Annotated in this window: 11 protein-coding genes, 2 tRNA genes and 1 pseudogene; 11 read left to right on the forward strand and 3 right to left on the reverse strand. The window is 58.7% G+C overall.

Annotation, left to right across the window (positions count from 1 at the left end):
- Nucleotides 1-968 (reverse strand): alcohol dehydrogenase catalytic domain-containing protein (locus tag K1Y02_16435; GenBank protein ID MBX7257952.1); only part of this gene is annotated, 968 nt, incomplete at its 3' end.
- A 180-nt stretch (nt 969-1,148) separates the two neighbouring features.
- Here K1Y02_16435 and K1Y02_16440 point away from each other — a divergent pair.
- From K1Y02_16440 to K1Y02_16470, 7 genes are all read left to right on the forward strand, one after another.
- Entirely contained in the window at nt 1,149-3,689 is a 2,541-nt protein-coding gene (locus tag K1Y02_16440) for a dehydrogenase (protein ID MBX7257953.1), read from the forward strand.
- Nucleotides 3,690-3,863: 174 nt separating this feature from the next.
- On the forward strand, nt 3,864-4,703 hold the full coding sequence (locus tag K1Y02_16445; protein MBX7257954.1) for a transglutaminase-like domain-containing protein: 840 nt from the start codon (nt 3,864-3,866) through the stop codon (nt 4,701-4,703).
- A gap of 34 nt (nt 4,704-4,737) precedes the next feature.
- Complete coding sequence (gene purE, locus K1Y02_16450) at nt 4,738-5,271, forward strand: 5-(carboxyamino)imidazole ribonucleotide mutase (protein ID MBX7257955.1); 534 nt, start codon at nt 4,738-4,740, stop codon at nt 5,269-5,271.
- Nucleotides 5,272-5,391: 120 nt separating this feature from the next.
- Nucleotides 5,392-9,183 carry a twin-arginine translocation signal domain-containing protein gene (locus tag K1Y02_16455; GenBank protein ID MBX7257956.1) on the forward strand — a complete coding sequence of 1,264 codons (3,792 nt, stop codon included), beginning with the start codon at nt 5,392-5,394 and terminating at the stop codon, nt 9,181-9,183.
- A 63-nt stretch (nt 9,184-9,246) separates the two neighbouring features.
- Nucleotides 9,247-10,311 carry a DUF4434 domain-containing protein gene (locus K1Y02_16460; GenBank protein ID MBX7257957.1) on the forward strand — a complete coding sequence of 355 codons (1,065 nt, stop codon included), beginning with the start codon at nt 9,247-9,249 and terminating at the stop codon, nt 10,309-10,311.
- Nucleotides 10,312-10,935: 624 nt separating this feature from the next.
- Entirely contained in the window at nt 10,936-12,072 is a 1,137-nt protein-coding gene (gene corA / locus K1Y02_16465) for a magnesium/cobalt transporter CorA (GenBank protein ID MBX7257958.1), read from the forward strand.
- A gap of 58 nt (nt 12,073-12,130) precedes the next feature.
- On the forward strand, nt 12,131-12,973 hold the full coding sequence (locus tag K1Y02_16470; protein MBX7257959.1) for an alpha/beta hydrolase: 843 nt from the start codon (nt 12,131-12,133) through the stop codon (nt 12,971-12,973).
- Between the two features lie 39 nt (nt 12,974-13,012).
- Here K1Y02_16470 and K1Y02_16475 read toward each other — a convergent pair whose 3' ends face one another.
- Nucleotides 13,013-14,635 carry a tetratricopeptide repeat protein gene (locus K1Y02_16475; GenBank protein ID MBX7257960.1) on the reverse strand — a complete coding sequence of 541 codons (1,623 nt, stop codon included), beginning with the start codon at nt 14,633-14,635 and terminating at the stop codon, nt 13,013-13,015.
- A gap of 236 nt (nt 14,636-14,871) precedes the next feature.
- Between K1Y02_16475 and K1Y02_16480 the strand changes: the two genes are divergently transcribed.
- Nucleotides 14,872-14,961 (forward strand) — tRNA-Ser (locus tag K1Y02_16480).
- Nucleotides 14,962-14,994: 33 nt separating this feature from the next.
- Here the strand turns inward: K1Y02_16480 and K1Y02_16485 are convergent.
- Nucleotides 14,995-18,390, reverse strand: coding sequence for a sigma-70 family RNA polymerase sigma factor (locus K1Y02_16485; protein MBX7257961.1), 3,396 nt, complete (start codon nt 18,388-18,390; stop codon nt 14,995-14,997).
- 148 nt (nt 18,391-18,538) lie between these two features.
- Here K1Y02_16485 and K1Y02_16490 point away from each other — a divergent pair.
- The 3 genes and pseudogenes from K1Y02_16490 to K1Y02_16500 all read left to right on the forward strand — a co-directional run bounded on the left by K1Y02_16490 (nt 18,539) and on the right by K1Y02_16500 (nt 20,884).
- Nucleotides 18,539-18,718, forward strand: a pseudogene (locus K1Y02_16490) (DUF4236 domain-containing protein).
- 942 nt (nt 18,719-19,660) lie between these two features.
- Nucleotides 19,661-20,728 (forward strand): hypothetical protein, encoded by a 1,068-nt coding sequence (locus K1Y02_16495; protein ID MBX7257962.1) that lies wholly within the window; start codon nt 19,661-19,663, stop codon nt 20,726-20,728.
- Between the two features lie 80 nt (nt 20,729-20,808).
- A tRNA-Asn gene (locus tag K1Y02_16500) sits at nt 20,809-20,884 on the forward strand.

The raw sequence follows: 20,884 nt of genomic DNA on the forward strand, positions 1-20,884 counted from the left end.
AGCGGGAACCGATGCGAAATGTACTGCTTCACATCGATGACGCCGTCCGCAATGAGATCGACCGCCTTCTGGTGATGCCGCGGCATGCAACCGTGCGAACCGCACACGAACAGCTCTTTGTAGTGAATTATGTTCGTGTCGAGCGGCACGATCGACTTGTCTTTGGGCAGTCCGCCGAAAAAGTTCACCCACGCGCGGTTCTTCGCCATTTTCAGCGCGTCCACTTGAGCTTCCGGCGACGGGCACGCCGTGATAATCACGTCCGCGCCAAGCCCGTGCGTCTCTTCCTTCACGCGGGTGACGGCATCCTCTTCACCCGAGCATATGTACACGTCGGCGTTGAAGCGCTTTGCCATTTCCAGGCGGGGCCGCGACCGTTGCACGAGAATGACCTTTCCCGCGCCCATCTTCTTCGCGACTTCGATGATCATGCACCCGATGGGACCCGCGCCGATGATGACCACGGCGTCGCCGAATTTCACCGGAGACAGCTCCAACGCGTTCAGCACGCATCCGAGCGGTTCCGCCAGCGCGGCCTCCTCCAGGGAGACGTGATCGGGAACTTTGTGCACGGGGCCGTAATTGACGACCATCCGGTTCAACAGCACGTACTCCGCGAAGCTGCCCGGAAACTGATAGCCCAGCGCATAGTTGATCTGGCAGTTGTTGCCGATGCCCGCTTCGCAGAAGGGGCATTCGCCGCAAGGCACATCGCCGCCCATCGCAACGCGGTCGCCCGGTTTGAACTTGGTGACATGCTTGCCGACGCGCTCCACGACCCCCGCCGCCTCGTGTCCCATGATGGCCGGCGGCTTCAGCCTCGGGCTGCCGTGATGGAACATCCGAATATCCGACCCGCACACCGCGCACGCGGCCACTTTTACCAACACCTCGTCGTCGTCGACTACCGGGGTTGGGACTTCCTTCACGGTCAATCGGTCAATCGCTTCAAGAACAGCGGCTTTCATGAGGTTTCCTTTCCAGTCGAAGCGAAGATTATGAAGGACAGGACACCGCGAACGCGAACACGCCGTACTTTGGACATTAACCCCGGTTTTTGGCTATACTAAGCCCTCTCTATCGGGTTGGCGTGCGATAGTACAGTTGCCACCCGAATACCACCCGCACGGGGACTAAAGGTTCACTTCATGGCTAAGAAACTCATGGTCATTCCAGCCGAGGCGCGCAAGAGCGACGTCCTTGAGCTGGGATCAATTCCCATCAACACGTACAAGAAGACGGTTCGAGAAGAACTCGAACACAATCCCGATATCACCAAGGCGAGCTGCTTGCGGGTCTACCGGGACATGGTCTTGATCCGCGAATTCGAGACGATGCTCGACCAGATCAAGAAGGTCGGGTCGTATCAGGGTATCGATTACAAGCACGCCGGACCAGCGCACCTTTCCATCGGGCAGGAAGGCGCGGCGGTCGGTGAGTGCTTCCACTTGACGGTGGACGATCACCTCTTTGGCAGCCACCGCAGCCACGGCGAAATCATCGCGAAGGGGCTGCGCGCGGTTCAGGACCTCAAGGGTCCTGCGCTCGCGACGATTATGAAGGACTATTTTGACGGTACGATTCTCAAAATCGTCGAAGCGGACAAGGCGAAGGCCGCCCCGTTGACCATCAACGATGGCAGCAACGGAAAGGCCCTGCTGAAACTGGACGAGGACGAGGAGCTCGGTGTCGATTTCCTGTTGTACGGATTGCTTGCGGAAATCTTCGGCCGCGAAACCGGATTCAACAAGGGGATGGGCGGCTCGATGCACGCCTTCTTTATCCCCTTCGGCATTTTCCCGAACAACGCCATCGTGGGCGGCAGCGGTGACATTGCGGCGGGCGGCGCGCTGTACAAGAAAGTGCTGCGCAAGAAGGGCATCGCGGTGGCGAACATCGGCGACGCGTCCATCGGTTGCGGCCCGGTGTGGGAAGGGCTGGGCTTCTCGGCGATGGGCCAGTTCGACAAGCTGTGGGGCTCTGATTTCAAGGGGGGCCTGCCGATTATCTTCAACTTCATGAATAACTTCTACGGTATGGGCGGGCAGCCGATCGGCGAGACGATGGGCTTTGAGCGGCTTGCGCGTATCGGCGCTGCCATCAATCCCGAGAACATGCACGCGGAATGCGTCGACGGCAACAATCCCTTGTCGCTGGCCGACGCCTACAAGCGCAAACTGAAAACCATCGAAGACAAGGGCGGGCCGGTGCTGTTGGAGGTCGTGTGCTACCGTCAGACGGGACACTCGCCCAGCGACCAGTCTTCGTACCGCGAGCGCGAAGAGATCGATATGTGGCGCGCGGTGGACCCGATTACCGAGTTTGGCGGCAAGCTGATCGAGGCGGGTGTCGCGAGCGAAGACGACCTCAAAGCGATTGGCGAATACGCCACGCGCAAAGTGACCAAGGCCTGCGCCCTCGCGGTGGACATGAAGACCTCGCCGCGCATGGTGCTCAAGCCGTATGCCGGTATCGACACCATCATGTTCTCGAACGAACTGCTGAAGGAATTGCCGGGACTTGAGAGGCCGGACGACGTGTTGATGCCGCTCGCGGACAACCCGCGTGTACAGCAAATCGCGAAGAAGTCGCGCAGTGGCATCGGTCCCAACGGTGAGACTCTGAAAGAAGGCAAAGCCGTCAGCTTCCGCGACGGCATTTTCGAAGTGCTCATTCATCACTTCTACAACGACTCGCGCGTTGTGGCTTACGGCGAGGAAAACCGCGATTGGGGCGGCGCGTTTGCGGTCTACCGCGGCCTGACCGAGGCGTTGCCGTATCACCGTCTGTTCAATTCGCCGATTTCGGAAGGCGCGATTGTCGGCACGGCCGTCGGCATGGCGCTCGAAGGCGGACGCCCCGTCGTCGAGTTGATGTACTGCGACTTCATGGGCCGCGCCGGCGACGAAGTGTTCAACCAACTTTCCAAGTGGCAGGCGATGTCCGGCGGCTACGTGAAAATGCCCGTTGTCCTGCGCGTGTCGGTGGGCAGCAAGTACGGCGCGCAGCATTCCCAGGATTGGACCGCATTGTGCGCGCACATCCCCGGCCTGAAAGTGGTGTTCCCCGCGACCCCGTACAGCGCGAAGGGGCTCATGGCGACGGCGTTGCGCGGCAACGACCCGGTGGTGTTCTTCGAGAGCCAGCGCTTGTACGACATCACGGAGACGTTCCATCCGCAGGGCGTGCCCGCGGAATACTACACGCTGCCGATTGGCGTTCCGGAAGTGCTGAAGGAAGGGAAAGACCTCACCCTGCTCACGTTCGGTGCAACGTTGTACCGCGCTCACGAAGCGGCGCAACGCATGGAGAAGGAATACGGTATCTCCGTCGAACTGATCGACGGGCAAAGCCTCGTACCCTTCGACCTGGAAATCCTCTACCGCTCCGTGAAGAAGACCGGCAAACTCATCCTCGGCAGCGATGCGTGCGAACGCGGCAGCTTTTTGCACACCGTGGCCTCGCAGATTACGCAGGCCGCATTCGATTACCTCGATGCGCCGCCTGTTGTCGTCGGCGCGGAGAACTGGATCGTGCCGCCCGCGGAACTCGAAGACTTCTATTATCCGCAGCCGAGCTGGTTCCTGGATGCGTATCACACGCACATCAAGCCCTTGCCCGGTTACACGCCCGGCATCAACTGCACGGCTCAGGAAATGCTCAGCCGCTCGCGGTACGGTGTGCTGTAAAAGACGAGATTGATCGACTCCCTACGGCGCAGGCTTTCGGGCCTGCGCCTTCTTTGTTGACCCAATGGATGCGACGGACAAGTCCGGGTGTGTCCGCTCCAGAACATTGAAAATTACCCCCAAAATCGTGGATGATCTTCTCATTCTAACGGTTGCGAACCACTCACGAAGTTTATGATAGAACGTAGTCAATTGCCTCACCTTGTCCGTTTGTTGGACGACGAGTCGCCTGGAGTACGCGATCAAGTACTGCGGGAACTGTTGGCGTTTGGGCCGGCGCTGGAGGATGAGTTGCGGGCCTGCGACGTGGAATTGACCCCTGCGCAGCGGGGGCATCTGTCGAACGTCCTGGTCCACTACCGCGCGATGGAAACTCGGCGCGAAGCGTGGCGCAAGTGGCGCACTCTTCCGTCGCCGTACGCCCAGCTAGAGACCGCCTTCGAGATTCTTGGCCAGATACAGTATGGCTGGGCGCCCCCCGTGCGCCTTTCCGATTTGTTGAACGATCTCGCGAAGGAATTTCTCTCGACAGCCCGGCCGCGAGACCCGATTTCGCTGAGCCGTTTTCTATTTGCCGCCAAGCAACTGCAGGGCAATGTGGATGACTACTATCACCCATTGAACAGCAATTTGTACCACGTCATTCAGGAAAAGCGCGGGTTGCCCATAAGTCTGGCGTGTATCTTCATGCTTGTCGGCGTTCGCGTCGGGGTGACCGTGTTTGGGTGCAACCTGCCCGGACACTTCCTGGCGCGTGGCGTTATGAACGGCGCGAATTTGTATTTTGACTGCTTTAACGGTGGACGCCTGCTTACGGCGAATGAGTTGAATCATCTCAAGAGCCGCCTGGGGCCGGCCGTTGAACATGTCCTTGTCGAGGCGCCGTCCTCCGTGGACATTATGAGGCGCGTCCTGCTCAATCTCGTCAACGCGTACGAGGCAAACAGCGATCCGGACATGGGCCAGCTCATGACGGATCTGCTGAATGAACTTTCGGACCCGGCTAAGTCCTAACCCAAACCCCCGAGCACTGAAGGAGCTTCATCGTATGAGCGCCGAGCCTGAACTGTTGGTTGCCGTTATCATGGGAAGCAAATCCGACTGGGATTCCATGAAGCCTGCGTCGGATACCTTGCATAAATTCGGAATCCCGCACGAATGCCGCGTCCTTTCCGCGCATCGCACCCCGGACGAACTCGCCGAGTACCTCAAGTCCGCGGAAGCGCGGGGTTGCCAGGCTTACATCGGCGGTGCTGGCGGAGCGGCCCACTTGTGCGGCGTGATAGCGTCGCAGACCTTGAAGCCCGTGCTCGGCGTCCCGATGGACAGCCGCCTTCAAGGACTCGATTCGCTGCTCTCCACCGTGCAAATGCCAGAAGGCATTCCCGTGGGGACCTTTGCCATTGGTCCGTCTGGCGCGGCCAACGCGGCTTTGTATGCAATCTCGATTCTTTCGCTGCAGCGTCCGGAACTCGCAGACAAGATCCGGCAGTACCGCCAAGAACGTAAGGACAAGATCCTGAAAGAGCACCTGCCGTACAAACAGTCTTCGGCAGGAATGGTGCCTCCGCCCAAAGAGTAGACGGAAGGTCTATAGGCAACCCATCGCATTTCGACTTCGTGGGTGCATTTGTTACACTGCGCGAAGTTGTAATCACATTCTGGGGCGTGTGAACAAACCAAAACTGATGAGGGAGGGGCCATGCCAGAGTCAGGCAACTCGTGCTGCGGAGGGAAGTCGTGTTGCGGGGGTAAGGCAGTCAGTGAGCTAAACCGCAGGGACTTCATCAAGACAGCGGCGGTCGCGGCGGGGGGGCTGAGTCTGCTTGCCGCGCAGAAAGCGCAAGCCGAAGCGCTGGAAACGTGGACTCAGTCCTTGTTGGAACCCGGCGCGCGGCGCGTTTATCGGGGCGCAGAACTCACTCACATCGCGATGCCCATGGGAGGTATCGGCGGCGGTCAGGTGTACCTGCGCGGGGACGGGACCCTGAACCCGTGGCAGATGGCGAACAACTTCAACCAAGCTGCTACGGTAAAGGGTTCGTTCTTTGCGATTCGCGCAAAGGCCCCGGGCGTAAATGCCGTCACGCGCCTGCTCCAATCACGCACCGATGCCGAATCGCGGGGCGTGGACGCCATCGAATTCGAGGGCGAGTACCCCTTTGCGTGGCTGCGCTATCTTGAAGATAACCTTCCCGTTTCTGTCGCCTTGGAAGCCTATTCGCCGTTCATTCCCCTGAATACCAAAGACTCCGCTATACCCGCTGTCGTATTCCGGTACACCGTTCGCAATCAGGGGCAGACTCCGGTCGAGGTTTCGCTGCTTGCCGCCGCCCCGAACCTTGTCGGTTGGGACGGCTACCGCCCGCTGGAAGGTGTCCAGTACACGGAATCGGGATTCAACCAGAATTCGTTTTCCGCGAAACAGGGCTTGGCCTCCGTGCAGATGGGATACAAGCAAGGCGGCGGCCACGCTTTCAGCACACCGGTTCAAATCATGACAAACGACGAGGACGTGGCGTTTCACATGCGCCACGCGAACAACGCGAAGGTTACGTACGGTCCGCGCACGCCCATCGTGTTGGATGGTCAACCCACGGACGCGCATTGGGTCTCGGATACGAAGGGCCGCGTCACCGATGGAGAACTTTCTTCGCTGCTCGATGCCGTTGGAAAAGGCGCGACAGCCGTGCTCACCAACGACCACTTGTCCCTCCTGACGCAGATGCGACGTCGCGGCAGGAAAAGTGCAGCAGAAGTGTTCGAGAACTGGGAGTCGGGCGAATTCGGCGACTGGAAGATTGAGGGCGCCTGTTTCGGGAAAGGTCCCGTGACAGGAACACTGCCTAACCAGTTGCCGGTAGGCGGATGGGAAGGCAAGTTCTACCTGAGCTCTTTCGCCAACGGTGATTCGGCGACGGGCAAGGCCACGTCGAAGCCGTTCACAATTCGGAAGAAGTTCATCCATTTGCGCGTCGGTGGCGGAAGCCACGCGGGACAGACGTGTGTCAACCTGTTAATTGACGGAAACGTGGTGGCCACAGCGGTCGGCGACAACTCCGAAAACCTTCGTCCAGTGACGTGGGACGTGAGCGCCCACAAGGGCAAGAAAGGCGTCATTGAGGTCGTAGACTCGCACACGGGGTCGTGGGGACACATCCTCGTGGATTCCATCACGTTCGGCGACGCCCCGCAGGCAGAAGTGCTCGACAAGAAAGAGGTCAAGCGCTGGAAGGAAGCGCTGCCCTTCACGTGGAAGAACGTGCTTGCCGAGCCAGCCCGAGTGAAGTTGAACCGGCAGTCGCCTGTGTTTGCGGGTCTGAGCAACGCGCCAGACGAGGTCGAGCTCACGTACTCCCTGGAAGGTTTGCACGTCAAAAAGAATGCGCAAGTTCTCCTGGAGACCGACGACGGCAAGCCGCTTGTCATCGCGGGCCAGTGCGGCAAAGGCGTGCTTGTCGTCTGCATCGGCACTCCGAACGCGTGGGTGGATGGACCCGATCGCAAGGCCGTCATCGGCAATCTTCTCGCTGCCGCGACGAAGTCGAATTATGCGCCGATGACGGGCATCAGCCCCGAGCACCCGCTTGCGGGAGGAATGGCACTCGCCGTGTTAGGCGACGCGGACGTTTCCGCGAAGCCGCAGTGGGACGATTTCGAGGCGTTGTGGACTGAGTTCGCAGACAACGGCCGTCTTGCGCCGGGTGCGACAGAACCCAGCGCGCCGGGGCGCACGTGGAATGGGGCGATTGCGGCAGGTCTCTCGCTCGCACCGGGCGAAGAGAAGTCTGTTACGTTCGCGTTGGCGTGGCATTTCCCGAACCGCATTCGCGATGACAAATACGGATGGGGTCCGCCCGCGTATCAGTTCGACTACCGTCTTGGCAACCGCTACAACACGTGGTTCAAGAATGTCGCGGAAGTCGTGGATTACCTGGCTGCGAACTTTGACCGGTTGGCGGCGGAAACGCACCTATTCCATGACACGCTATACGACAGCACCTTGCCGCGCTACTACCTCGATTGTGTGACCGCGAACATTTCCACAATCTGCTCGCCCGTCTACATTTGGCTTGAAGACGGCACCTTTGGAGGCTTTGAAGGCGCGGACCGCTGCTGTCCGATGAATTGTACACACGTCTACAACTATGCGATGTCGACGGCGTTCCTGTTCCCCGAGCTTGAACGTAACGTGCGCGAAACGGATCTCCTCGTGCAGATGAATCCGACCGAACACTACATTCCCCACCGGACGGTGCTGCCGTTGTCGGCGCCGCGCTTGGGGGACAAAATCGGCGGACCCGAGCACCCCGCGTTGGACGGCGAACTGGGCACGATCTTGAAGACATACCGTGAATGGCAGTTGTGCGGCGACCGCGCGTGGCTGGAGAAGGTGTGGGAACGCGCCAAGACGCTCATGTGCTACATCATGGAGCACCACGATCCGAAGGGCGAAGGCATCATTCGCGGGGAACAGCCGAACACCTACGATACGCACCTCTTCGGCAGCAACACGTTCATTGGCACGCTGTATCTCGCGGCGCTTCGCGCGGCCGAAGAGATGGCGAAGATCATGAACGACACCGATTCGGCGGGCAAGTTCCGCGAGCGCTTCGAGAAGGGCAAAGTCGCGTACGACACGGCGTGTTGGAACGGTGAGTTCTATTACAACGTGTTCGACGCGCCCGAAGCCGATGAGAAGACGTATAACAACAACAATTGTTTCGGGCCTGGCTGCCATGCCGACCAACTGTTCGGGCAATGGTGGGCCTTTATCCTGGGACTGGGCTACGTGCTTCCGAAAGAACGCATTGCGCACGTGTTGGCCTCGGTGTACAAGTACTGTTGGAGATCGGATCTCACGGGACACAAGCACTGGCCGCGCAAGTTTGCGGAAGAAGACGAGAAGGGGCTGCTAATCTGCACGTGGCCGCGCGGCGGACGTCCGGAGAAACCCATTCTGTATTGCGACGAGGTGTGGACCGGCATCGAGTACCACGTTGCGGCTACGATGATCTACGAAGGCATGGTCACGGAAGGTCTGCAGATCGTTCGAGGCGCGCGCGACCGTTATACGGGTAGTCGACGCAATCCGTGGGCAGAACTCGAATGCGGCTATCATTATTCGCGCGCGATGTCGGCACACAGCCTGCTAAATGTTGCCGCGGGTCTCGAGTACGACGCGGCATCGGGCCGCCTGGCGCTGGAGCCGCGCCTGACTCCGGACAATTACCGAGGCTTCTTCTCCGGCGCGAAGGGCTGGGGAACCGTATCGCAGGCCCGCAACGGAAAGAGCCACAAGAATACGGTGGAGATACGATACGGCGAAGTGGTGTTGAACGAGTTGGCGCTCGGCAAAGCCGCAGGACGCGCAAAAGCGACAGTCAACGGTACTGCTGTTGCTCTTGCACACGGTTCCGATGGGCATGTGTCGTTTGCGCAGCCGGTAGTCCTGAAGGCCGGAGACTGCCTGGAAGTGACTGTGCAGGCATGAGGCGCGAAAGGACAAATAGGGACCACGAAATTCCTGGGGCTCCATGATTGGAAAGTATCACGCATGAGATATGTCGCAGTTCTCCTTCTGAGTTGTCTGAGTATCGCGGCGGCGGGTGAGTCTGCGTTGCGCACCTCGCCGCTCATGCGCGGGACCTTGTGGTGGTTGTCGGATGCGGCCCACGGATCGTGGACGCGCGCGCAGTTTGAGCAGGCCATTGGTGAACAACGCGCGGTGGGTTTCGACATCCTCTGGTTATTGAACACGCCGTCATTGTTCCGGCTTGCGACTGCGCCGGACGCGAAGACCGATCCGTTGGCCCTGATCTATGAGATCGCCGACGCCAACGCCATGCGCGTGATCGCCGATTTGCCGAAAGGCGGGTGGTACGGAAAAACGACGGCTGAGGCGATGGCCTCGGAGATGCGCGCGTACGCGGAGGCCTTCAGCGCTCGCTATGGCGCACACGCTTCGTTCCACGGGTGGTACATCAACCACGAAATCAATCCCATCGCGCCGGACGACAAGGAACAGACCACGTTTTGGCGCACGGCTTGGAAGGAAGCGGCAAGCGCGTGCCACCGGGTCGCGCCGAAGAGTGTTGTGACGGTTTCGCCGTTCTTCATGATGGATTCGCTGAGCCGGCGAGGCTTTCGGTACCAGACACCGGAAGAGTACGCCTCGTGGTGGGGCGAATCGCTCAAGGAAACGGGGATCGACATCCTGATGCTGCAGGATTCGGGCGCTGAGCACTTGTCGTTCTTTACCGTGGCTGACCGCGAGCCGTTTTTTGCGGCAATGCGCAAAGCCTGCGACGAAGCCGGCGCGCAGTTTTGGGTGAACGTGGAAACGGGCGAGGCCCACGTCGCGAATTGGGAAGAGTTCATAGCCCTGGAACGAGAAAACAAGGTTCCCTGGCGGTTTACGCCCATCGATTGGCTTGAGCAGAAGCTGCAGCTTGCCGCCCGCTACGGAGACGGCATCATCAATTGGGGATACTTCCCCTTCATGGACCCCGCCGGTGGAACAGCGAAACCGGAAGTGCTGGCCGCCTACGAGGCCTACCGGACATACGTCAATCGCGTGAAGGCAAGCGCCGCCGTGAGCTCCGATAGAGAAACCAAATAAGCGGCACTGTTCTCGTAGCCGCGAGCATCGACACTACTTCCAGCCTGAGGCATACACCACGCCGCACTCGGCGATCGCGGCGCTCGGCAATCTGCGCCACGTGCTACTTACAGGTGGCCTTAAGCATTGGCTCATGCCGTGCACCGTCTCATTCTCCGGAGTGTCCAGGACCCTAAGCATTACGCACCAATGGCACTACGCATACTGTGCCAGTGGGCGTCACGTATTTCACGCCAACGGCACTGCGCATACTGCGCCGAAGGCGCTAAACTCAGTAGCCTAGGGCAGAGTTTGGGATTGTTTGTTGCGGGCAAGCAACGAACAATCTCAAACGCCGCCCTAGGAAACCATGACCCCAATCGCAGTGCCCTGAAGGGGCATTACATTAAACCCACCCTGTATTGCCGGGGTACCCTTTGAATTGCGGCCTCTTAATCCCAAACTGCTCCCATTCGAGGTCGATGCATTCCGTCTTGACCCGATCTCCTTGCCCTGTCGAAATCGCGGACGTGTCGCTGCCTTTCCCCCTCGATTTCGCGTGCAACGGAGTAGAACACTCTGGTAACGTATCCCAGAAATACGTCTTTAGAAGCAGTTCGCAAGGAAATTGAGGGAGGGGCCGCCGTGATCTCGTTCCGACGACGCACGCCGCCTGGCGCTTCGCCGGGAACGATCGTCGTCGATCCCGAAGCGCCGCCTCCCGTCATCACCGTGCTTGCGTTCGGGCCAAAAGGATTTGTCGAAGAACAGGTCGAAGGTCCGTACTGCATTCCCGAGTTTCTCCACAAATGGCCGCTGACTTGGATCAACGTCGACGGCCTCGGCGACAAAGTGGTGTTGCAGCAACTGGGCACCATGTTCGAGTTGCACCGTCTCGCGCTCGAAGACGTCGTGAACGTGCATCAGCGCCCCAAGGTCGAACAGTACGACGACCAATTGTTCTTCGTCGCGCGCATGGTCTATCAGGGCGAAGGCATCGAGACAGAACAGCTCTCGATGTTCATGGGCGAAAACTACATTCTTACGTTTCAGGAACGGCCCGGCGGCGACTGCTTCAATCCCGTGCGCGACCGCATCCGCAAAGGGCTCGGACGGATTCGCTGCGAAGGCGCTGACTTCCTCGCGTATTGCCTCATTGATGCTTTGGTGGACGCCTACTTCCCGATCATTGAACTATACGGCGACCAGCTCGAAGACCTCGAAGACGAGGTGCTCGAATCGCCGCGCAGAGGATTAGTCAACGAGATTCACCGCGTTCGGCGCGACCTGCTGATGCTGCGGCGCGCGGTTTGGCCCCTCCGCGAAGCGATCAACTCGTTATTGCGCGACCGCGGCGGCAGTTTCACCAACGAGACCCGCGTGTATCTGCGCGACTGCTACGACCACACCATCCAAATCCTGGACTTGGTCGAAGCGTACCGCGAAATCGTGTCCGACCTTATGGACGTGTACCTGTCATCGCTTAGCGCCAAGCTCAACGAAGTGATGCGCGTGTTGACCGTGATCTCGACCATCTTCATCCCCATGACGTTTATCGCGAGTATCTACGGCATGAACTTCCACACCGAAAAGTCCCCTTGGAACATGCCTGAATTGGAGTGGGCGTTCGGTTATCCCTTCGTGATCGCGCTCATGGCGGCAATCGCGGGCGTGCAACTGTGGTTTTTCTGGCGCAAAGGCTGGCTCGGCAACACCATCGACGAAGACGAGTCACGCCCCGACCGCGAACGCGACCTCGGCGGCGACAATCTGAGCCAGTAATCGGCCGTCTGCATTGACGAGGCCGTGATACGCCAATTGTTCGGAGTTGCGACCCTATATGAAACGCCTTTTGGCCATGATTCGTCGCGTCGGTGTGCTGCTCGCCTTGGTGGCGATTGGGTTTTACGTCGTATTCTTCTTTGCGCAACCCCGTCTCCTCTTTCAAGGAGAGCCGGGGCTTGCCTCTAATCCGTCGTCTAAAGGATGGGCTTTTGAGGATGTGGTTGTACCCGTTGGAAAGAACAAGACCCACGGATGGTACTTGCAGGTCGACAACGCGCGTGGAGTCGTCTTGTTCTGTCACGGCAGCGGTGGAAACGTTGCAACCCATCTGGATTCCACGGCTCTCTTTCGCTCGCTGGGATGTTCCACGCTCATCTTTGATTGTGGCGGTTCGGGAAACAGTACGGGCCGGCCATCCGAATCTCGGAGTTATGCCGATGTACGTGCGATGTGGGATTGGCTGATCAAGATCAAAGGTGTGTCGCCCGGCAAAATCATCGTCTGGGGGAATTCTTTTGGCGGAGGTGTTGCCTGCGATCTGTCTACCCAAGTCAAACCAGCGGCGCTTGTCCTCGATAGTACTTATCTTTCGCTTCCCGAAGCCGCAAGCGACGCACTCGCATGGTTTCCGTGGAATCTGTTCATGCGCTACCGATTCGACAACAAGAACAAGATTGGGAACGTAAGTGCACCGGTCTTGATTATCCACAGCGTCGACGACACGCAATACCCTATTCGGCACGGTCGCGGCCTATTTGATAGAGCCCATGATCCAAAGACAATGATCGAAACGCGCGGCGATCATTACGACACGGCCGTGTCGAAGAAAGACAGCCTCCCGAAAATAGAAGCGTTTATCGGTAAGGTTCTCGGATCCGACTCCGTGAAAAGCCCATGATCGCCTTAGCGGACCTGTTGTCGGCGAAACCTTCATCGTTTACGGAGTACCCAGCGCGTCCAATCCGGCACGAGCCTCGGCATACGAAGGCCGCAATCGGAGTGCCTCCTTGAAATGTTCCGCGGCGCCGGCACGGTCGCCTAAAGCCTGCAGTGCCACCGCGAGATTGAAGTGAGCGTCCGGGTCGCCGGGCGACATGGCGACTGCCCGCTTCAGTTCGGCCGCCGCACCGTTGATATCGCCTTGCATGCCTTTGACAATGCCCAGGTTTATCAGAGCGCTTGCGCCCTCGCGAGAGAATTCAGCGGCCTGTTCGAACTGGGCCTGCGCACCCGCCAAGTCTCCCGACTCCATCAGCGCCAGGCCGAGATTGTTGTGTGCCACACCGCTCTCCGGAACGATGCGAACAGCGTGCGCGAATAACGTGCGGCTATCGCGCCACATGGCGATTTGGCGAATACTCAGCACGGAGAAGGCTGCAATCAACAGAAGCACGCATACGGTCAGCACCTTGCGCGCACCGGCCTTGTCGCGCACGAAGTCTGCGAGCAGCCACACTATCGCCACCGCGATTCCGACGCTCGGCACATAGGTGAACCGGTCGGCCATCGCGCGGTGCCCGACCTGTACGAGGCCGATCACGGGTATCAGCGTGCCGAGATACCACAACCATCCCACGAGCACGTATGGCCGCGTCCGCGCGAGGTATAAGGATAAGGCGGTGATTACCAAGAGGGCTGCCGCACAAGCGACAACGGTCACTGTCGCGTACCCTTCGCTGGGGAAGGGATAGTGCACAGACAAATCGAACGGCCAGACCATCTTCCCGAGATAAGCGACGTAGGACACGATTACGTTTTCGACGCGCAGCCACAGCGGATATTGCACAAGAGTCTTGGATGCGCCCTGGCCATGACTGACGCGAAACGTGATGATGGAACAGATGAAGCTCAACAGGAAAAGAGGAATCTTCTCCATCACGAGACGTGCCGCTGTCGGGCGCGATACGCCTTCAGTAAGGTCGACTCGCCGTAGTCTCGCCAGCGGCCAGTAGTCCAGCAACAGGAGCGCGCACGGCAGGGTAACGGCCATGGGTTTGGCCATCAGCGCGCACGCCGCTGCCAGAAAGACCATGGCATAGCGTGTCCACGCCGGCTTCTTTGCATAGTGGGCGTACGCGAGAATCGTCGCGAACCAGAATGCCGCGTACAGTACGTCCTTCCGCTCCGCCGCCCATGCAACCGACTCGACGCGTAACGGGTGAACAGCAATGAGCGCGGCAGCAATCGCGCTGCGCCAGGGGGAGCCTGTCATGCGCGCCAAGGCTACGAATAATAGGGACATTCCAAGAGCATGGATGAAGACGGCCATGAGGTGGTGCCCGGCGGGATTCATGCCGAACAGCGACACGTCGGCCATATGTGACAGCCATGTAAGCGGATGCCAAATCGCGAAATAGCCCGTCGTGAAGGCCCATTGCACGCCACTCCACGTGAGTCCGGCGCGCACCTGGGGGGTCTGCGTGATCAGCCGGGGATCGTCGAAATTGATGAACGCGTTATGCCGCACGCCTTGAAAGACCAGAATGGTCAGCAGAAAAAGCGTGGCCGCAAAGATGATGTTGTGCGCGCCGGGCTTTCCGGATGGTGTCTCGTTTTCCATACGAAGCGGATTCTACCGCAATCGTGAAAGGCGAAACAGCGCTGAGCCCAGATTAAGTGGTTTAGCTTGCTCCGGCTTTTCGAATGGGACGAATGGGTCCTATGGGTCTTATGGGCGTGACAAAAGTTCGACTCGGCTGCCCGTTCTCTGCTATCATCTTTCGTTGCGTGCTCGTGAAATCGGGTGCGCAATTCCATAGCGTGCGGCTAGGCCGCGCGATGATTTTGTCAATCCGCGGAGAGGTGGCCGAGTGGTTGAAGGCGGCGGCCTCGAAAGCCGTTGTATCGCTTGCGGTACCGGGGGTTCGAATCCCCCCCTCTCCGCCACTTCTAATCTCGACCTGCCTTGTGAATTCGCCGCTACAACTCGAAGTCCATTTCAGTGGGTTGACCGGAAACCACGTCGACGTCGAATTCCCTCTCAACTGCCGCGCCCTCCGCGCTTATGGCGGCGACATGAACTTGGATCTTCCCGGTGGGCAAATAGTCCAGCGTGTAGCGGCCTTCTTGGTGGTAGGAAGTCTGTGCGGTTTCCTTCTCGCCTTGGGTATTGGTCCACGTAGCGACAATCTCAACCCGTTTAGGAGGCTGGCCGCCCGCGCTTATGGTTCCTTGCAGGGACCCCTCGTAAATGGGCAGATCGAAATCCATCACGACGGTGGCTCCGGCATTGACTTGTATGGTTGGGGAAGCCACGAGGAAAGTTGTTCCATCTTTAAACACGTACCCCTCTACGACCGCATCGCCCGGCTCGACTTGCTCGAAACGATAAGCGCCCTGGCTGTCGCAGACCGATGTGTCTCTTTCCTCGCCGGCGATCTTGACGCATACGGGATACCCCACTTTCCAAGAAAGAGGTTGCCCACCCATCGTAACGCGGCCCTCGATCGTTCCGCCTTTACGGAGCACGATGCGTACGTCTTGCAGCGTATCTGAGTTTTGTAGTACTGGTGTCTTGCCGACGGCGTATCCTTGCTTGCACGCGAAAACCATCAACGGATTGGGAGGCACAAGGTCGACAGAGAACGTGCCATTGGCGTCAGAAATGGTATCTCTCCATTGCGTATCACGCGCCAGCCTCTCGTAGGTCATGCTTCCAACGGTGTAATTCGGATCGAGCAGATACACCTGCGCCGAAGGAACCGGCGACCCCTTCTCGTCCACGACGATGCCACTTAGAGGTGGGGAAGGTTGTAAACGGACGTTCAGGACTTTTGTCTCACCCGGTTCGACCTGGAAACTCTCTCGGAATATGCGGTATCCGGAAGCCAAGACACTTAGGTCCTTCGAGCCGGGTTTCACGCCGGACTCTTCAAGCATACCGTCCCTGGACTCAACTGCTATGTCTTTCAAGATACCCTGAGGCGCCACGCTGCCGGAGTCCTGGCACAGAAATTTGAATCGCCCGATTGCGTTGCCGCTAACCGCGTCAACCACGCTTCCCTTAATAGAAGCGTTGGGCTGAATGTGGAGATTGACGCCGCGACTCCCGGCGGGCGCGTAGACCTTTTCCGATTCCCCGACATCCACGAATGTTGCCATGACGGAGTGTTCCCCCTCGTCCAGGCCCGGTAGTGAAAAGTCTCCGTTTGCATTTGCCTTTGTCTTGGAGTACCACGGACCGCCACGCTTCGATGCCATCACCTCCGCACCCGGAACGGGGCGTCCATCTTGTGTGAGCACACGACCAGCGATGGTTAGGCCATTCCCTTGCTCGGGTTGTCCGAGTGCGAGCCGAATGTCTTTGAGCTGGTGTCCCCACTGAACCACGATTCGCTTCAAGAACAACATGTCACCCCAACTGGGAGGCGAATCGCCGGGTGCCTTGGCATTGAGTCCGTAGACACCTGGGTAAAGTCCCTGGAATTGGAAGGAGCCATCCGGGTTTGCCGTCGCGACTCTCCATGCATTGAAGTCGTTGTGATCCAGTCCGCGCTCGTTCGGGCCGACTGCTGGAAAATTCTCGGGCAAGTAGTAGGCGGAGAGTTGCGCTCCCGCGACCGGTTGTCCGTCGCCATCGACCACGAAGCCGGAAACGCTGGGACCGGGCTTGACGGCGATTTCGATGCCTTCCATGTCTGAAGTCAGTTCGTATGGCCCGATAATTTCGGAGAGTTCACCGTCTTTGGACGCTTGCAGGTTGAGCTGTCCACTCAGTACGAATCCGTACAGGTTAAAACGGCCGTCTTGACCGGTAAGGTCGTCGTTTGACTCAAGATTTCCATTTGCACGCAAGACGCCGCGTACAGTCGCTTTGACTACAGGCTGTCCCGATTCACTTGTTACGCGCCCGGACACGCGTATACCGCGGTCGACCAGGAAGTCCAGACCGGTCACTGGCTCGCACGCGGGCGGTATGTCCACCGGAAGCCTGTATTCCCTATCCTTGGGACACCTGCAAATTACTTCCCACCGTCCCGGTGGAAGGCCTTCCACAAGATACATCCCCTGTTGATCCGTTTCTGCTGATAGGCCAAGCCACTTTCTATTTGTGTCTATAGTTGCTACATTCAGGAAGACTCCCGGGACGGGTTCATTACGCCGTTCATCAAATACGCGCCCCGACACCGTCGCACCGCGCAACACGTCGAGTTGCACAGGTGGGCAGATCCCATGCGCGTCCACCGTGAACCGTACTTTTCGACTGCCGTCGTTGTCTTCGAAGGTGGGTGTGCCTCCAGCAAGGTAGTAGGCACTACGGCGAAGCAATACCCGGTAGTCGCCAGGAGCGAGCGCGGGAACCGGAATGCGTCCTGTGGCATCGGAAGTTGCTTTCAACTCCCACTCGACGCCATGTCTATAGAAGATGACGTCAATGCCGGAGACGGGTTCTTTCGTCTTCATGTCTGTGATGCGCACGACGGGCAGGGCATCGCCTGACGGGGCGGCGGCAGCGCGCGTTGACGCGCCTTGATCTCCGCTCGATGAAGGGACTATTGCGCTTGTGGAATGACCGGTCGTTGTCGCATTCGCATCCAGGGCGGCGATCTTCTGCACTGGTGCGCGGCGATTCATATGAAATGCGGCCATGCCCACGATGCCAAACAGGATCACGGCAGCGACTATCGTCCCAAATGTCTTTGCCGTGACCAGTCCGCCCAACATCGACGCACCTGCGGCGACGGGTATCCCGGATACGGCCAATTTACCGAGTGCTGCGACGAGCGTCGCGGGCGCGGCCTCGGCCATGTTCGCCGTGAGAACCAGCGTGAGCGCGGAGGCCGTAACGCCGATGCCGCGTTTTGCCAAGTCCTTTCGGACGCGTTCCACGCCTTGTCCAATCCGGTAGGTGATGGTTTGGCGCGACACGCCGATGCGCTCGGCGATTTCCGCCTGTGTCTGTCCCAAAACGAAATGCGCGACGAGCGGCTCGCGCAATTCATCGGGTAGTCCCGCAATCGCCTCATCTACAAACGCTTCGATATCGCCCCAATGGACCTCATTCGTCTCGGGACGCGATTGCTGGTAGGAGGTCTCTCTCCTTCGACGGCGCGAGTCGCTGCGCGCGTGATCGCGGGCCTTGTTGACCGCAACGCGATACAACCACCCCGGGAGGTTCGCTTGCGGGGGCACAGCGCTCTGCGCCAGCGCAACAAAACATTCCTGCGCGATGTCCTCAGCCTGCGATGCATCGCCCAACACGCGGCGGCACACGCCAAAGACCATGCCCGCGTGCCGCTTCGCCACTTCGGCGAACGCTTCGGCATCGCGTTCGGCGCACCATCGCTGCAACAGAACCAAGTCGCTCGGTGACATCGCTAACCTCCGGGCCCCGCCTCATCGACAAGGCCGTTTTACTCCATTGTCGTCACCGCGCGCTACTTGGCCAAAGGTATTCACATTCGTTTGGGAGCATAGATTAGTAGTAGTATTGACTTCGCTATTAGAAACGCGGAGGTTTGCGATGGCATGGCGGTTTCGCAAGAGCATTACCTTGGGTAAGTTCACACGCCTCAACTTTGGGAAGCGAGGTGTAGGCGTAAGCGTAGGAATTCCAGGGCTGCGAGTCGGTGTTGGCTCGCGCGGGCCCTATTCCAGTGTGGGAATTCCGGGTACAGGAGTCTATAACGTCTCACACTTGTCTAGTGGTGCCTCTGGAAGCCACCAAGCGCAGGAGGCTTCTCCTCAGTCTTCGAATCCACAACGAGGGTGTGCAGTTGCTGCCAAGGGTTGTGGAATTGCAGTGCTTCTTCTTTTTGGCGGCTGTTTTGTCCTTGCCGTATTGGCGCCCCGTGAAAGGACTCCGAATCACCCGGAAACGGTTGCCTCACCCGAGGTGCAGCTACCTGCTGCCAGCGAAACACAGACTCAGCAAGATGTCCATGAGGAGTCTTTGGCTCCAGTCTCTCCGGGCAAATACACTCTTGGCGCCGCAGTGCTATTTCTCCCAGTGATGAGTAATGAAGAATATGCCAAGAAGAGTGCCTCAACGATCCCTAAAGGTGGAATGATCGAGATTGTCACGAGAGAATCAAGATATGGAGGGGAGTGGTATCAAGCTCGATGTTGGGATGCCGCTGGTAATACCTACAGTGGTTTCTTGGACGGACGTGAGCTAGCTCATATAGAGTTGCTTCCATATGAAGATCCATCGACTACGAAGGAATCTGCAGACTACACTGGTGCTTACGATGGCACGTCAAAAGACCTGACGCCGACACCAACCGTCTATATAGCTCCCGAAAGCGGACAAAAGTACCATTCCACACGTACGTGCAGAGGTTTGAACAAAGCGTCCCAAGTCATACCTTTATCACGAGATGAGGCCATCTCGAATGGGTATTCGCCGTGCAAGATATGTAAACCTCAATGAGTGTTTGCTTCAAGTGCCAGCAATAGTCCTCTGCTATCTCACACGCATTTCCATCCAAATCGACCTTCGGTTTTCTCATGAGTTGTATATCGACTCCATCCAAGACATACTTTGTGCTTGCTTCCCCTTGCACCTACTTCCACAACCCCGTAAAATACGCGTCCCATAAGTCCGATTCCTGGTGACTTACACATACGAACGAGGTGAACGGCCATGACCAATGACGGGCACGGTGTGCGCGGCGGACGCGGTGTGTCTCGCCGAACGGTGTTGAAAGGCTTGGGCGCGGGCGCGGTTGCGGCGGCAGTAGGCCCGGCAATCGCGGGCGCCGAGAGTAAGGAGAAGAGCGTGAAGGCAAAGACGATGGGCGCGGGCGCGCACACGTACGAGTTGGTGGAGAACTGGGGTGCGCTGCCGGACAATGTAAAATACGGCAATACGCATGGCGTCTGCGAGGATTCGCAAGGCCGCATCTACGTGCACAACCAAAGCCCGACGGGGCATTCGATGGTGGTGTTCGACGGCGACGGCAAGTACATCACGGCCTGGGGCGAAGAGTATGTGTCCGGCGCGCACGGCTTGCAGTTGAGCAAGGAAGGCGGCGACGAGTATCTCTACCTCGCGTTGACGGGCCAGCACCGTTGTGTGAAGACGACGCTCACCGGCGAGGTCGTGTGGGAGATCAAGTGTCCCATGGACTCGAAGGTCTACGAAAAGGAAGACCAGTACGTCCCCACGAACATTGCGATTGCGCCCAACGGCGATTTCTACGTCGCCGACGGCTACGGCCTCAGCTACATTCACCAGTACAACAAGAACGCCGAATACATCCGGACTTGGGGCGGCAAAGGCTCCGAAGCCGGCAAGATGAACTGCCCGCACGGCATCTGGATCGACACGCGCGGCGCGAAGCCGGAGATCGTCGTCGCTGACCGCGCGAACGTGCGCTTGCAGTACTTCGATCTGGAGGGCAACCACCTGCGGTTCGTGACCAACGACCTGTTGCACCCCTGCCATTTCGATCAGCGCGGCACGGACCTGCTCGTACCGGATCTGTTTGGGCGCGTGACGATCTTCGACAAGGACAACAAGCTCGTGTGCCATCTTGGCGAGGTGCCCGACGCCAACAAGATGGAAGGCTGGCCTAACATCCCCCACGAGAAGCGCGTGCCCGGCAAGTTCACGTCGCCCCACGGCGCCATCTGGGACCACGACGGCAACGTCTACGTCGGCGAGTGGATTCCCGACGGCCGCGTGACGAAATTGCGGCGCGTATCGTGACGGCAGCTCAAGCATATCGTCCGAGCGCCAAAAAAGTTGAAAACGCCTCCGTTGTCTGGTAACGTATCCGGCTGCGATATTCCGCGATAGCTCAGTCGGTAGAGCGGGTGGCTGTTAACCACTAGGTCGTAGGTTCGAGTCCTACTCGCGGAGCCA

It is taken from the genome of Candidatus Hydrogenedentota bacterium (genome assembly GCA_019695095.1).
Lineage (GTDB): Bacteria > Hydrogenedentota > Hydrogenedentia > Hydrogenedentales > SLHB01 > JAIBAQ01.